Source organism: Mycobacterium kiyosense, assembly GCA_021654635.1.
GTDB classification, from domain to species: domain Bacteria; phylum Actinomycetota; class Actinomycetes; order Mycobacteriales; family Mycobacteriaceae; genus Mycobacterium; species Mycobacterium kiyosense.
This window is the reverse complement of record AP025179.1, coordinates 4,247,355-4,260,793: the sequence shown is the minus strand read 5'-3', so window position 1 is coordinate 4,260,793 and position 13,439 is coordinate 4,247,355. Positions and strand designations below refer to the sequence as shown.

Annotated in this window: 11 protein-coding genes and 1 pseudogene; 8 read left to right on the top strand and 4 right to left on the bottom strand. The window is 67.5% G+C overall.

Annotated features, from left to right (window positions below):
• Positions 1 to 29 precede the first annotated feature (29 nt).
• The 5 genes from L6444_RS20005 to L6444_RS19985 all read left to right on the top strand — a co-directional run bounded on the left by L6444_RS20005 (position 30) and on the right by L6444_RS19985 (position 4,254).
• On the top strand, positions 30 to 1,061 hold the full coding sequence (locus tag L6444_RS20005; RefSeq protein ID WP_236976763.1) for an LLM class F420-dependent oxidoreductase: 1,032 nt from the start codon (positions 30 to 32) through the stop codon (positions 1,059 to 1,061).
• A gap of 11 nt (positions 1,062 to 1,072) precedes the next feature.
• Complete coding sequence (locus tag L6444_RS20000; RefSeq protein WP_236984282.1) at positions 1,073 to 2,293, top strand: cytochrome P450; 1,221 nt, start codon at positions 1,073 to 1,075, stop codon at positions 2,291 to 2,293.
• A gap of 73 nt (positions 2,294 to 2,366) precedes the next feature.
• Positions 2,367 to 3,194 (top strand): SDR family NAD(P)-dependent oxidoreductase, encoded by an 828-nt coding sequence (locus tag L6444_RS19995; RefSeq protein WP_236976762.1) that lies wholly within the window; start codon positions 2,367 to 2,369, stop codon positions 3,192 to 3,194.
• 2 nt (positions 3,195 to 3,196) lie between these two features.
• Complete coding sequence (locus L6444_RS19990) at positions 3,197 to 3,475, top strand: hypothetical protein (RefSeq protein WP_236976761.1); 279 nt, start codon at positions 3,197 to 3,199, stop codon at positions 3,473 to 3,475.
• A complete protein-coding gene (locus L6444_RS19985) occupies positions 3,472 to 4,254 on the top strand; it encodes an SDR family NAD(P)-dependent oxidoreductase (protein WP_236976760.1) in 783 nt (260 codons plus the stop codon). The genes L6444_RS19990 and L6444_RS19985 overlap by 4 nt, the downstream gene beginning before the upstream one ends.
• A 115-nt stretch (positions 4,255 to 4,369) precedes the next feature.
• Here the strand turns inward: L6444_RS19985 and L6444_RS19980 are convergent, their stop codons facing one another.
• Positions 4,370 to 5,593 (bottom strand): cytochrome P450, encoded by a 1,224-nt coding sequence (locus L6444_RS19980; protein ID WP_236976759.1) that lies wholly within the window; start codon positions 5,591 to 5,593, stop codon positions 4,370 to 4,372.
• 618 nt (positions 5,594 to 6,211) lie between these two features.
• Positions 6,212 to 7,862, bottom strand: a pseudogene (locus tag L6444_RS30735) (PE family protein); the annotation flags it as partial.
• 273 nt (positions 7,863 to 8,135) lie between these two features.
• On the opposite strand from L6444_RS30735, the gene L6444_RS19970 reads away from it, so the two are divergent.
• Positions 8,136 to 9,095, top strand: coding sequence for an alpha/beta hydrolase (locus tag L6444_RS19970; RefSeq protein ID WP_236976758.1), 960 nt, complete (start codon positions 8,136 to 8,138; stop codon positions 9,093 to 9,095).
• A gap of 12 nt (positions 9,096 to 9,107) precedes the next feature.
• On the opposite strand, the gene L6444_RS19965 is transcribed toward L6444_RS19970, so the two are convergent.
• On the bottom strand, positions 9,108 to 9,716 hold the full coding sequence (locus L6444_RS19965; RefSeq protein ID WP_370653195.1) for a hypothetical protein: 609 nt from the start codon (positions 9,714 to 9,716) through the stop codon (positions 9,108 to 9,110).
• Between the two features lie 281 nt (positions 9,717 to 9,997).
• The gene (locus tag L6444_RS19960; protein WP_236976756.1) at positions 9,998 to 10,885 is read right to left on the bottom strand and encodes a hypothetical protein; all 888 of its coding nucleotides are present in this window, start codon (positions 10,883 to 10,885) and stop codon (positions 9,998 to 10,000) included.
• Between the two features lie 184 nt (positions 10,886 to 11,069).
• On the opposite strand from L6444_RS19960, the gene L6444_RS19955 reads away from it, so the two are divergent.
• Together L6444_RS19955 and L6444_RS19950 are read left to right on the top strand one after the other, a co-directional pair.
• Complete coding sequence (locus L6444_RS19955) at positions 11,070 to 12,197, top strand: acyl-CoA dehydrogenase family protein (protein WP_236976755.1); 1,128 nt, start codon at positions 11,070 to 11,072, stop codon at positions 12,195 to 12,197.
• Complete coding sequence (locus L6444_RS19950) at positions 12,194 to 13,429, top strand: acyl-CoA dehydrogenase family protein (RefSeq protein WP_236976754.1); 1,236 nt, start codon at positions 12,194 to 12,196, stop codon at positions 13,427 to 13,429. The genes L6444_RS19955 and L6444_RS19950 overlap by 4 nt, the downstream gene beginning before the upstream one ends.
• Positions 13,430 to 13,439: the final 10 nt, after the last annotated feature.

Genomic DNA, 13,439 nt, shown 5'->3' with positions numbered 1-13,439 from the left:
ACCGAATCGCTTACTGTAGCTTTTCCGTCATGGTGGGTGGAGGTCCAGTGCCGGGCCTCAAAATCGACGGAGGCATCCCGAACAGGCTCGACCAGGCTGCCGAGGCGGCCGGCAGCTTGGAACGATTGGGCTTGGACGGCGGCTGGACCGCCGAAACCAGTCATGATCCTTTTCTGCCGTTGTTGCTGGCGGCCGAACACACCTCGCGCATCGAACTGGGCACCAACATCGCGGTCGCGTTCGCGCGTAATCCGATGATCGTGGCCAACCTGGGCTGGGACCTGCAGGCCTATTCCGGCGGCCGGTTCATCCTCGGTCTGGGCACCCAGATTGCGCCCCACATCGAGAAACGGTTCAGCATGCCGTGGAGTCACCCGGCCCGGCGCATGCGTGAATTCGTCGCGGCGCTGCACGCGATCTGGGCGAATTGGAAAGACGGCGAGCGGCTGCGGTTCGAGGGCGAGTTCTACACCCACAAGATCATGACACCGATGTTCACTCCGGAGCCGATGCCGTACCCGGCTCCAAAGGTGTTCCTGGCCGCCGTCGGTGCGGCGATGACCCAGATGTGCGGCGAAGTCGCCGACGGCCACCTCGGTCACCCCATGGTCTCCCAGCGCTATCTCACCGAGGTGACGTTGCCGTTGTTGCAGCAAGGCCTGCAACGGTCGGGCCGGGACCGCTCGGAGTTCGAGGTCGCCGCGGAGGTGATGGTGGCCACCGGCAGCACCGAAGAGGAGCTGGCGACCTCGATCGCGGCTGCCCGCAAGCAGATCGCGTTCTACGGGTCCACGCCCGCCTACCGCCGGGTGCTCGACCTGCACGGCTGGGGCGACCTGCACACCGAGCTGCACCGGCTGTCCAAGGAAGGCCAGTGGGAGGCGATGGCCTCGCTGGTCGACGACGAGATCCTGCACGCCTTCGTAGTGGTCGGTCCGGTGCACGAGGTCGCCGCAGCGCTGCGCAGCCGCTGCGAAGGTCTCGCCGACCGGGTATGGCCGATCTTCTACGCCGCCTCGCAAGACTGTATCGACCAGGCACTGAAGGAGTTTCGACGATGAGCACCCCGGTGATGGACGAGGCCGCCAAGCTGCTCGCCGACCCGCAGACTTACGCCGACGAGGCCCGACTGCATGCGACGCTGACCCACCTGCGCGCCAACGCTCCGGTGTCCTGGGTGGACGTGGAGAATTACCGGCCGTTCTGGGCGATCACCAAACACACCGACATCATGGACATCGAGCGGGACAACACCCTGTTCACCAACTGGCCGCGACCCGTGCTGACCACCGCCGCCGGCGACGAGCAGCAGGCCGCGATCGGCGTCAAGACGCTGATCCACCTCGACGACCCGCAGCACCGGGTGGTACGCGCGATCGGCTCGGACTGGTTCCGGCCCAAGGCGATGCGCGCGCTGAAGCAACGCGTCGACGAGCTGGCCAAAATCTACGTCGACAAGATGATGCAGGTGGGTCCGGAGTGCGACTTCGTGCAGGAGGTTGCGGTCAATTACCCGCTGTACGTGATCATGTCGCTGCTGGGTATCCCGGAGGCCGACTTTCCGCGAATGCTCAAGCTGACCCAGGAGCTGTTCGGCAGCGACGACAACGAATTCAAACGCGGCAGCACGATCGAGGACCAGTTGCCGGTGCTGCTGGACATGTTCGGCTACTTCAACGAAGTGACCGCCGCGCGCCGCGAGCAGCCGACCGAAGACCTCGCCTCGGCGATCGCCAACGCCCGCATCGACGGCGAACCGTTGTCCGACATCGAGACGGTGTCTTACTACCTGATCGTGGCGACCGCCGGCCACGACACCACCAGCGCCACCATCTCCGGTGGCTTGCACGCGCTGGCCGAGAATCCGGACCAGTTGCAGCGACTGCGTGCCGATCTGGGCCTGATGCCCAAGGCGACCGAGGAGATGATCCGCTGGGTCACCCCCGTCAAACAGTTCATGCGCACTGCAGCCCAGGACACCGTGGTACGCGGAATCCCGATTGCGGCAGGCGAATCCGTGCTGTTGTCCTACGTATCGGGCAACCGGGACGAAGAGGTGTTCGACGACCCGTTCCGTTTCGACGTCGGCAGGGAGCCGAACAAGCACGTGGCCTTCGGCTACGGGGTGCACTTCTGCATGGGGGCGGCACTGGCCCGCATGGAGGTCAGCAGCTTCTTCACCGAGTTATTGCCCAGGCTGAAATCCATTGAGCTGGCCGGTGATCCAGAGTATATGGCGACCACGTTCGTCGGCGGCCTCAAACACCTGCCGGTGCGCTACTCGTTGGGATGAACCCCCTTGGGCACCCGAGCGCTCGGCGCGTGTGGCGCAGGCCATAGACTCCCACCCGGAGGACAGCAGCCACATGAGCCCTAGGACGATCATCATCACCGGTGCCAGCGACGGTATCGGAGCGGCGGCCGCACGACGGTTACGCCGCAGCGGCGCCAACGTCGTCGTGATCGGCCGGTCGCAAACCAAGACCGAAGCGGTCGCCGCGGAATTGGACGCCGACCATTTCGTCGTCGACTTCGCCGACCTGGCGCAGGTTCGCGCGCTGTCGGAGAAGTTGCGAACGCAGTATCCGCGCATCGACGTCCTGGTCAACAATGCCGGCGGCATGGGCACGAAGATCCATTTCACGCCTGACGGCTACGAGCACACCTACCAGGTCAACTACCTCTCGCCGTTCCTGCTGACCACGCAGCTGATGGAAGTGCTCGTCGAATCCCGGGCCAGCGTGGTCAACACCACCAGTTCGTCGCATCTGCTGATACTGCGGGCTACCGTGGCGGACCTGGAGAACACCGGACGGCGCCGGCCCAGCACCGCCTATGCGTTGTCCAAGCTGGCTATCGTGTTGTTCACCAAGGAATTACATCGGCGCTACCACGGCTGCGGCCTCAACGTCGCGACGGTCCACCCGGGTTACGTCAACTCCAACTTCGGCCCGGCGTCGGGATCCAAGGTGCTCGCGTTCTCGAAGCGATACCTGCCGACCGAGCGATACACCGCCACACCGGAACAGGGTGCCGAGCAGCTGATCTGGTTGGCGTCGAGTCGTCCCGGGCTGGATTGGGTTCCGGGGCAATACTATTCGCGGCACAAGATCGCCCGGGTGAACCGCTTGGCGAAGGATCCCCGGCTGGCCGCCGAGCTGTGGGAGAGCACGCTGGCCAAGGTCGCGGTCTGAGCATGCCGGGTGTTCCTCAAAGCGCGCTGCGCAACGTCGGACCTCAGCTGCGGTTCTGGCGTGACGGGCGCGGGCCGACCGAGCTGTTCGACCATACGTGCACCGGTGACCGCCCGGAGTTGTCCGGCGCCGAGACGGATTGGTCGAGATCGGTAGCTCTGGGAGATTCGCAAATACCCGACGGGGGGATCGTGGAATTGGTGCGCGACAAGACCGTGACGATGGCGGTCGTCACCGCCCCCGGTGGTGTGCCGGTACAGCTGATCGGGCCTGCGATATGAGCGCCTCCGTCGCGCTGGTGACCGGCGGCGGCTCGGGCATCGGCTGGGCGGCGGCATCGATGCTGCGCGAGGCCGGCCACGACGTCGTGGTGTGGGATATCGCCGGCGGCGATATCGACTGCGATGTCAGCGATCTCGACGCGGTGTCGGCGGCGATGGAACAGACCATCCGCGAGCACGGGGTACCCACGCGAGTGGTGACATCGGCCGGCATCGGGTCGTCGGGCCTGCTGCTGCAATTGCCACCCGCGGAGTGGCAGCGAGTGCTGTCGGTCAACCTCACCGGCACCTGGTACACGATCCGGGCCGCCGCCCAGGCCATGATCGACGCCGAATTGGACGGCTCGATCGTCGTAGTCTCCAGCATCAGCGGCACCCTCGCCGACCGGGACATGGGTGCCTACTGCGTGTCGAAGGCCGGCCTGGACATGCTGGTGAAGGTCGCCGCGGTGGAGTGGGGCAGCCATGGCATCCGGGTCAATGCCGTCGGGCCCGGCGTCACCCGCACCCCGATGCTGCCTGATGCCGAGAAGTGGCCCGCCTGGGTGGAAGGCATGTCCAAGCGGACGGCGCTGCGTCGGTTGGGGGAGCCCGGCGACATCGCCGAGGCGATTGTCGGTGTTCTCGAAATGTCTTGGGTGACAGGCCAAGTGCTGCATGCCGACGGCGGGCTGTCGCTGCACAGCCCGATCGACGCCTACGGCCAGGTCGAGAAGCTGATGCGGCTGAAAAGGCTAAAGGAGCTACACGCCGCGAAGCAAAAAGCCAACGAGGCCTAACACGTCGACTGTGAAGTCGACGACGCTCCACCGGCGTGTCGCGTCGTGCGCTTTACATTCGGCGGTGGAGGCGCAGGCCTGAGGCCAGCCCGTAATCGAGGACGCCACGGACTTGTCATGCGACCGGGCTGAAGGTGACGGGAAGCTTGTTGGGGGAGCGGAACACGAGTCCGACGATCTTGGACTCCACCCCGGTGCCGTCGTCTTCGACGAGCTTGAGGTCCTTGACGCGGTCGAAGAGGCTGTTGAGCATCACCCTCGTCTCCAGCCGGGCCAGGTGCATGCCCAGGCACATGTGGATGCCGCCGGCGAAGGCGATATGGGGCTGGCGGGGGCGGCGGATATCGAAGGTGTTCGGATCTGTCCAGCGGGTTTCGTCGCGATTCGCCGAGCCCATGCACATGTCGATCTGCGCGTCCGCGGGAATTGTCTTGCCGCCGAATTCGATCTCGCGGGTGGTAGTCCGCATGACCATCGTGAGCGGAGTCTCGTAACGCAGACCCTCCTCCATCGCCAGCGGGATCAACGACCGGTCCTGCCGCACCATTTCCAGTTGCTCGGGGTGGGTCAGCAGCGAGTGCAGCAAGTTGCCCGACGAACGGTAGGTGGTCTCCAAGCCGGCCGGCAACAGCAGGCGCAGGAACGCGATGATCGCCTCGTCGTCGAGTTTTTCGCCGTCGATCTCCGCGGCGACCAGGTCGCCGATGATGTCGTCGGTCGGCTTGCGGCGACGCTGTTCGACCTGGTTGAGGAAGTAGCCGTGCAACTCGGCCGCCGCCGTTAGGCCTGCCATGATGTCGGTCGGGATGGAGATGAGGTCCAGCGACAGCCGGCGGAACATGTCGAGATCTTCGGGCGGCAACCCCAGCAGCGCGGAAATTATCCGGGTGGGAAATTCGAAGGTCACCGCCTTGACCAGGTCCGCCTCGCCCTGGTCTTTGATCTCGTCGACCAGCTGATCGCACACCGGCCCGATCACCGACGGTTCCCAGCGCTCCAGCGCGGTGGCCCGAAAAGCCTTGGCCACCAGATTGCGGTGGTCGTGGTGTTCTTTGCCGCCCATCGCCAGGATGGTGTGGCCCATCACCAGCCCGATGGTCTCGTCGTACTTGGCCGAGGTGAACGTCTGGTCGTCCCGGAAAGCCGTGAATACATCGTCGTAGCCGAACAAGGTCCACTCGTCGCTCGGCTTGAGTTCGTCGGGCATCTGGTCCTGGTCCGAAAGACCGCCATGCCACACCGGGTCGGTGTGCCGCATGTGCTCGAAGAACGGATACGGGCTGGTTTCACCGGTGAAGTCGAGGACCGGGGCGTCCTCCTGGTCGGTGCTGAGCGTCATCAGCGCTCCTCTCTGAGCAACCGAGTGAGCCCGAGGGCGCGGGCTTGGAAAGCGGAATATCGCTATCATAATATAAATAGCAACGAAGCCCAACGGCCGGTCCGGGTGGCCCCGGTGCCTGGGTCTGCGGGACGGCACTAACGAACCCGACCCCACCCCAGCCCGACGGCTTGCGCCGGGTACGTGATGCCTCGATGCCGTTGGCGCAATGCGAAATTCGACATCTCCACCGGCCGCAACCTGGTCGATAGCTCTCGGACGGTTGGGATTTCGGCAGTCGGCCCCGGCGCGGCGCGCACTGGCACCGACCACTCGTGCAGTTGCTAGCCGTTCGCGCCCGACGCACCCTGCTGGCCAGGCGCCCCGGCCGCCCCGAAACGTGTCCCGCCGGTCCCATTTCCGCCCCCGGGCCCGCCGGCCCCGCCGGCGGCCTCGCACCACCGTCGCCGCCGGCGCCACCGTTACCGCCGTCGCCACCGTCGCCGATCGTCGCGGCCGACCCACCGGTCCCGCCGGCTCCACCGACGCCGCCGACGTTGTTGGTGTTGCCGATTCCCCGGCCCCGCCTACACCACCGGCGCCGCCGTTGCCGATTCCTCTGGCCGCTCCGCCGTGACCGCCCATCCCACCATCACCGCCGCCGCTACCGAACTGAAACTCGTTTCCCGCTCCGCCGGCGCCACCGGCGCCGCCGGCCCCACCGTCACCGATCCACAAACCGCCGGCCCCGCCGGACCCGCCGTCGCCGCCGTCGCCACCGGGGCCGCCGAAGCTGTTCGTGCCGCCCCGGCCCCGCCGGCGCCACCCTTCCGCCGCTCCCGAGCAGGCCCGCATCGCCGCCGCGGCCGCCGTTGCCTGCGTCACCGATAGGGGTAGAACCACCGGCGGACCCGCCGGCGCCGCCCGCCCCACCGTTGCCGACGAACGAGCCTCCGCGACCGCCGGCGCCCCGTTGCCGGAGATCGAATTGCCGGCCCCGCCGGCACCACCGGCGCCGCCGTCACCGAACATCCTCGCCGCGCCGCCGGCACCGCCATTGCCCGCGGCGTGGCTGCCGTCGCCGCCTGCCCCGCCGGCACCACCGGCACCGCCGTTGCCGAAGAACCCGCCGGTGCCGCCGGCGCCGCCGTTGCCGTAGCCCAACCCGCCCTGCCCGCCGGCCCCGCCGCGCCCCACAGCCCGGCCGCACCGCCGTTCCCGCCGTTCGAGCCGGTGTCGACGTACGTGGAGTTGCCCGCGCCGGCGCCTCCGGCACCGCCGTTGCCGATCCCGGCGACGGTGCCGCCGTTGCCGCCGACGCCGCCGACACCGTTGACGCCGCCGCCGCCCTCATCGCCGATTCCAGCTTGCCCACCGGCCCCGCCGGCACCACCATTGCCCAGCAGGCCGGCGGCGCCACCGTTACCGCCCGCGCCACCCTGCCCGCCGTTGCCGGTTTGGGGGCCGTTGTGGGAGTTCCCGCCCGCGCCACCTTGCCCGCCGGCTCCGCCGCTGCCGGCGAGCAGCCCTCCGGCCCCGCCGACACCACCGCTACCGCCGTTGCCGCCGGTCGGGGCGCCGCTGTTGGAGTTGTTGGCCGCCCCGGCCCCGCCGGCCCCGCCGATTCCGCCGCCGCCCCACAATCCGGCAGCGCCGCCAGCGCCGCCATTACCGCCCGAAGCCCCCACCGCCGTGGCGGCCCCGCCGGCGCCGCCCTGTCCACCTCCGCCATCGAGCCACCCGCCGTGACCGCCGGCGCCGCCCGCAGCTCCGCACCGCCCGCGCCGCCGTTGCCGCCGAACCCGATCAGTCCCGCCGCGCCGCCGTTGCCGCCGGCCACACCGCCGTTAGCCGCTTCGGAATAGCCGTTGCCGCCGTTGCCGTACAGAATCCCGGCGGCGCCGCCGTTGGGATTCGCGGCCGAGCCAGCGGCTCCGTTTCCGATCAGCGGGCGTCCCAGCAACATTTCGGTACGCGTATTGACAGCGCCCAGAATGGTTTGCTGCGCGTTGGCGAATTCGGTACCGAGATATTGTGCCGCGCTCCCATTCAGCAACGTGACAAATTGCTGGTGGAAAGAAGCAGCCTCCCCGCTGAGGGCTTGATACGCCTGACCATGGGCGCCAAACACGGCGGCGATGGCCGCAGAAACCTCGTCGGCCGCTGCGGCCGGGACGCTGGTAGTAGGGAGATTTACCGCCGAGTTGGCTGATTCGATCGCCGAACCGAGTTTTGCTAAGTCCGTCGCCTCCGCCGCCATATGCTCAGGTGCCGCAAATGCAAAAGACATAATTTTCTCCGAACGGGTACACATGAACCACCGATATTTGACATTTATATAGTAGGGCAGCGGCAATCGTCTGATGTCATGACTTTCTGGTCGGACTGGACGCTCACGGCAACGCGATCGCACCGTATGGTCAGCCGGCGACCGTCGAGGCGTTGTCCGGCGAGCGCGCGACTGGCGGGATGCCCTCGATTGAGGCGCTGATCAGCGCAGGTCTACCTTGGAGAGGGTTTTCGGCTCCCGGGGCCGGGCCATCGAAACGGAAGACAAGAGGGCATGACGCAAACGAATGTCACACGGCCGCAAGGCCTCAGCCGTATCGACCCGGCTTTGCGGGCCACCGCCGAAGCGCTGGGTGTAGTCGAATTCAGCACCGAGAGCCTGCCCGACGAACGGGAGCGGGCCGACCGCGCCGCCGCCGAGCGGGCCGCGGCCGCCGACACCACCGGCGTCAGCGTCGAAACACGCACGATTGCGGGTCCGGATGGCGGTCAACTGGCCATCCGGTTGTACCGGGGCGCCGGCGCCGCCGCGCTGCCACTGGTGATCTACGCCCACGGCGGCGCTTTCGTGACCGGAAACCTGGACACCGATCACGCGCACTGCGTCGAGCTGGCTCGGGACTCGGGCACCCTGGTGGTCTCCGTCGGCTACCGGCTGGCACCCGAGCACCCCGCCCCGGCGGCCCTGGACGACGTCGAGGCCGCGCTGTACTACGCCGTCGAGCACGCCGCCGAACTCGATGCCGACGCCAGTCGCATCGCCGTGATGGGCCGCGACGCGGGCGCCGCACTGGTGGCCGGCCTGGCTCAGCGGACCTTCGACGACGAAGGCCCCAAGATTCTGGTGCAGATCCTGCATCAGCCGATGCTGGACTCCGATGCCACGCCGTCGCGGCGGGAGTTCCAGCGCACCCCGGGTCTCAACGGTCAGGCGGTCAGCCGGGCCTGGGGCCACTACCTGGGCCACGCCACTGCCAACGGCCAGCACGTGCCCGCGCATCGGGCCAACTTGAAGGGGTTGCCGCCGACCTTCGTCAGCTGCGCCGACGTCGATCCCTGCCGCGACGAGGCCATCGACTACGCGAACCGGCTGCTGCACGCCTACGTGCCGACCGGGCTGCACGTCATCGCGGCGACATTCAACGGCTTCGACTCGGTGGTGCCGGATTGGGTTGTGTCCCAAGAGAACCGGGCACTGCATGCGCAGTCGTTGCGACGCGCGTTCGCGGTGTAGCGCGAGCTGCGCTCAGACCGGGGTGAACTTGGTGATCAGCCACTTCCCGTCGAGCAGCGCCAGGTTCACCAGCACGCTGCTGGCGGTCATCGACGGCTCCGGGCTCTCCTTACTGCTGGTGTTCTGATCGACGAAGACCAGCACGACCGCCGACGTGGGGTGCAATTCCTGCACCGCGGCACGGACTACGCGGGCGGTGGTCTTCAGCGACTTCTGCTTTGCCGCCGGACCGATGATCTGCTGGGTGAACTGGTCGTAGTACGACAGGAAATCGCCGGACAGATGCGACCTCGCGCTGGCGAAATCCTTGTCGAGGCTGTCCGGTGAGTAGGACAGCAACGCCACCGTTCCGTCGGTGGCCGCGTTGATCGCTGCCCGCGCGACGCGCTGGCTGGTCTGCTCGTCGGGGCGGTAATACAAGAAGTAGAGCCAGGTCGCGATGCCGCCGGAGATCAGCACCAGCAGGGTCAGGATCACGGCAACGGGTTTGACGGTGATCTGGCGTTGCCAGAGTCCGCGCCAGTTCCGCTTCGGTTTGGCAGCGGCGGCGGAGTCGTCGACGTCCGTCGAGTCGGCGGCTACGCCCTCGGCGTCGTCAGCCACCAGGCCGTCCGCTGTCACGCCGTGCTCCACCAGTCCGTCCGCGAAGTCGCCGTCCAGTGACCAGGCGGCATCGTCCGCCTCGGCCGCCTCGGCGAATTGGGCATCGGCGTGCGCATCAGCATCGGCGTGCGCATCAACGTCGGCGTCCGCATCAGCGTCGGCGTGCGCATCAGCATCGGCGTGCGGGTCAGGTGTGTCGCTCGTCGGCGTCTGGATCACTGCCGTCTCGGTGTCGCCGTCCGCGGCGGCCTGTGCACCGGAGCCTTTATTGGTCAGGTTGATCCCGTCCACGTCGTCGGTCACGGCACGAACTCGACTTTCGACATCTTGTACTGTCCGTCCTCCTCGGTCACGGTCACCCGCAGCCGCCACGTGCGAGGCTCGTTCTTTGCGCCCGCGGAATTGGTGACACGGGAGGTGGCCGAGATCAACACGTGAGCGGTGTTCCCGTCGATCGACTCGATGGCTGCCGCGTTCACCGTGCCCTCGGTCACCACCTTGGACTGCTCTACCACCTTGGTGAAATCGGTTGCGCGCTGCTGGAAGTCGTCGCGGAACTCGCCGGTGGAGCTGTCGATCACACGCTGCACGTCTTGCTTGGCCCGGTTGAAGTCCAGCGAGGTCATGTTGACCACGCCCTGCTTCGCGCCGGCGAGGAACGCCTCTTCGCGATGGTGTTTGTCGGTGGCCTGGTGGTGCCACCAGACGAAAAGGATGCTGAAAACCGTGAACACGACGGTCAGAAGCACCGCTGCGACAGCGGCGACAGTGGACAGCTTCGGCAATCGAATCGCGTTGCGCAACCGCTGCCGTCGCGACAGTGTGACCGCCGGAGCTGCTTCGGAAGCCGACTCGGACTCGCTGTAATTCTGCGACTCGTCGTAATCCTCGGACTCGTACTCGCCGGCTGCTTCGTACTCGTCCGAGTCGTCCTCGTACTCGTATTCGTACTCGTCCTCTTCTTCGCCGTCGTCTTCGTACTCGTCGTACTCGTCGTACTCGTCGTACTCGTCGTCGTCATCGCGATCGGCGGCGGCGAGCGCCTCGCGCTTCAACCGGGCCGCGCGGGCCTTGGCGCGTGCCGCGGCGGCCAGCGCTTCGGCCTCGGCTGCCTCGGCTTCGGCCTCCGCGGCAAGCGCCAGCACGTCGGCTTTCGATGGCACGGCATCGTCGGTCGTGTCAGCCATTACAGCCACCGCTCGTCATTATCGACTGAACTCCGGTATCTCTTACGGTATCGCCCATTGCTAACATCGGAGTCGCCAGCGAACCCCGACGAGGACCGATCAGGCGGATGACCAGCCACCCGAATTTTTCCCCCGAGCCCCGGCGCGCCAGCGCGGGAAAACCGAGAAAAGTCCGGCTGTCGTCATGACCGCTGTCGACTCTCCCGAAAAGATACTCTTCAGCTCCACCACCCAAGCGTTTCTGTCCAAAGAAGCGTCCTTGCGTCACGTCCGGGAACTGCACGCCGCGGGACAGTCGTTCGACCCCGCCTGGTGGCGGCGAGCCGCCGAACTCGGCTGGACGGCCCTGCTGGTTCCCGAGGAACTCGGCGGTGGCAGCGCTTCCGGGGATGGGCTCGCCGACCTGGCCATGGTCGCCGAATTTCTCGGCAAGACCGTGGCGCCGGGACCGCTGTACCCGGTCAGTACCGTGCTCGCCGGCTTGGTGGCCTGCGCCGAACGGGAGCGCCACAGCGAGCTGGTCGAAGCGCTGATGTCGGGCGAGACGGTGGCGTCGTGGGCGGTCTGCGAGCCGCGGCGCGGGTGGGTGCCGCTGCATCCGCAGGTCACCGTTGCCGAGACCGACGGCGGCTTCCGGATCGACGGCGTAAAGGACCGGGTGGAAGCGGCGGCGCAGAGCGCGGTTCTGTTGGTCGTCGCGCGTAGCGGGGACGAGGTTTGCCAGTACCTGGTGCCCACGGACGCACCAGGTGTCCGGATCACGCCGCAGGACTCCGTTGACCTGGTCAAGCAGTACGCCAAAGTGGAGTTCGACGGCGTGCTCATCGACGGTGACCGCGCGGTCGGGAGTGCCGCCGAGACGCCCGCGCTGATCGAGCGGCAGAGTCAGATCGCCCAGGTGCTGGTCTGCGCCGAAACCGTCGGAATCCTGCAGACCGTCTTCGACTTCACCGTCCAGTGGGCGCTGGACCGGCACTCCTTCGGCCGTCCGCTGGCGTCCTACCAGGCGCTCAAACACGCGTTCGCCGACATGAAAATGTGGCTCGAAGCCTGCCGGGCGACCACCGCCGCCGCGGTCGCCGACGTCTCGGTCGGCGCGCCCACAGCCGCACTCTCGGCCGGCATCGCCAAATCCTACGTGGGCGAACTGGCCGGCCAGATCGTCCAGCGCTGTGTGCAGATGCACGGCGGCATCGGGGTGACCTGGGAGCACGACCTGCACCTCTACCTGCGGCGAGTCACGTTGTATCGCGCGATGTTCGGCACCCCCGAGGAACACAACCTGCGGGTCTACCAGATGGAGAGCCGATGACAGGTGCCGAATCGGTCGCCGAATTCGCCGTCCGGGCCCGGGCCTGGCTGGCCGCCAACATGCCCGCCATCGACCCCGATTCGCCGCCGGCGGCGCCCCGCGACGACGAACGGTCCTGGCAACGCGCCCGGGAGCTGCAGAAGCGATTGTGGGACGGCGGGTTTGCCGGTATCTGCTTCCCCCGCGAATACGGCGGCCTGGGCCTGGATCCCGAATACCAGCGCGCATTCAACGTCGAATCCCTCGGCTACGAGATGCCGCTGATCCTCAACGTGCCCACCTTCACGATCTGCTGCGCCACCCTGCTGGACACCGGCAGCGAGGAGCAGAAGCGACAGCACATCGCCGGCGCACTGCGCGGCGACGAGATTCTGGTGCAACTGCTCTCCGAACCCAGCGGTGGATCCGACCTGGCCGGCGTCATCACCCGGGCCGAACGCCGAGGTGACCGGTGGGTGATCAACGGCGCCAAGACCTGGAGCACCAGCGCGTTCGCCGCCGACTACGGGCTCTGCCTGGCCCGCACCGACTGGGATGTACCCAAGCACGACGGGCTGACCATGTTCCTGGTGCCGATCCACCACCCCGGCATCACGCTGCGGCGCATCACCCAGGTCAACGGCGGCGCCGAGTTCTGCGAGGAATTCCTCGACGGCGTGGACGTCGGCGACGACGCCGTGGTCGGCGAGGTCAACGGCGGATGGGCGGTGGCGTCGCGGCAGCTCTACCACGAGCGGCGCGCGGTCGGTCAGGGTTCGGAATTCGCCAGCGGCTCCGGCAACGAGGGCGGCCACACCATCCCGGTGGACTACCACGATCTCGCGGCCGCGACCGGGCAGTCCGACAGCGAGCGAGTGCAGGAGATGGCCGGCCGGGCGCTGGTGCATCGCGCCGTCGCCCAGCAACTCATCAGCCACGTGTCCCACCACGTCCGCCATGGCGCTTTGCCGCCGGCCGCGGGATCACTGATCCGGCTTTTCCACGCCGAGACGGTGATGCTGGAGATGGACACCGCGCTGTCGATCGCCGGTGCGGCCGGGGTGGTCGGAGAGGTCGGCGAAGGGCTGCAGGCCGGACTGCGCTATCTGTCGCGGCAGTCGGTCGCCATCGGCGGCGGCACCACCGAGATGGCCCGCAACGTCATCGGCGAGCGGGTGCTGAACTTCCCGCGCGAATACGCCGCCGACCGCGGCGTGCCCTTCAACCAGGTGCGGCACGGCCGGTCACGCTGAGCGTCGAAGA

Excerpts from the sequence above, each read along its gene's own strand:
- L6444_RS19955 (WP_236976755.1), top strand. The coding sequence starts at position 11,070 with ATGACCGCTGTCGACTCTCCCGAAAAGATACTCTTCAGCTCCACCACC.
- L6444_RS20005 (WP_236976763.1), top strand. The coding sequence starts at position 30 with ATGGTGGGTGGAGGTCCAGTGCCGGGCCTCAAAATCGACGGAGGCATC.
- L6444_RS19995 (WP_236976762.1), top strand. The coding sequence starts at position 2,367 with ATGAGCCCTAGGACGATCATCATCACCGGTGCCAGCGACGGTATCGGA.
- L6444_RS20000 (WP_236984282.1), top strand. The coding sequence starts at position 1,073 with ATGGACGAGGCCGCCAAGCTGCTCGCCGACCCGCAGACTTACGCCGAC.
- L6444_RS19970 (WP_236976758.1), top strand. The coding sequence starts at position 8,136 with ATGACGCAAACGAATGTCACACGGCCGCAAGGCCTCAGCCGTATCGAC.
- L6444_RS19960 (WP_236976756.1), bottom strand. The coding sequence starts at position 10,885 with ATGGCTGACACGACCGACGATGCCGTGCCATCGAAAGCCGACGTGCTG.
- L6444_RS19985 (WP_236976760.1), top strand. The coding sequence starts at position 3,472 with ATGAGCGCCTCCGTCGCGCTGGTGACCGGCGGCGGCTCGGGCATCGGC.
- L6444_RS19950 (WP_236976754.1), top strand. The coding sequence starts at position 12,194 with ATGACAGGTGCCGAATCGGTCGCCGAATTCGCCGTCCGGGCCCGGGCC.
- L6444_RS19980 (WP_236976759.1), bottom strand. The coding sequence starts at position 5,593 with ATGACGCTCAGCACCGACCAGGAGGACGCCCCGGTCCTCGACTTCACC.
- L6444_RS19990 (WP_236976761.1), top strand. The coding sequence starts at position 3,197 with ATGCCGGGTGTTCCTCAAAGCGCGCTGCGCAACGTCGGACCTCAGCTG.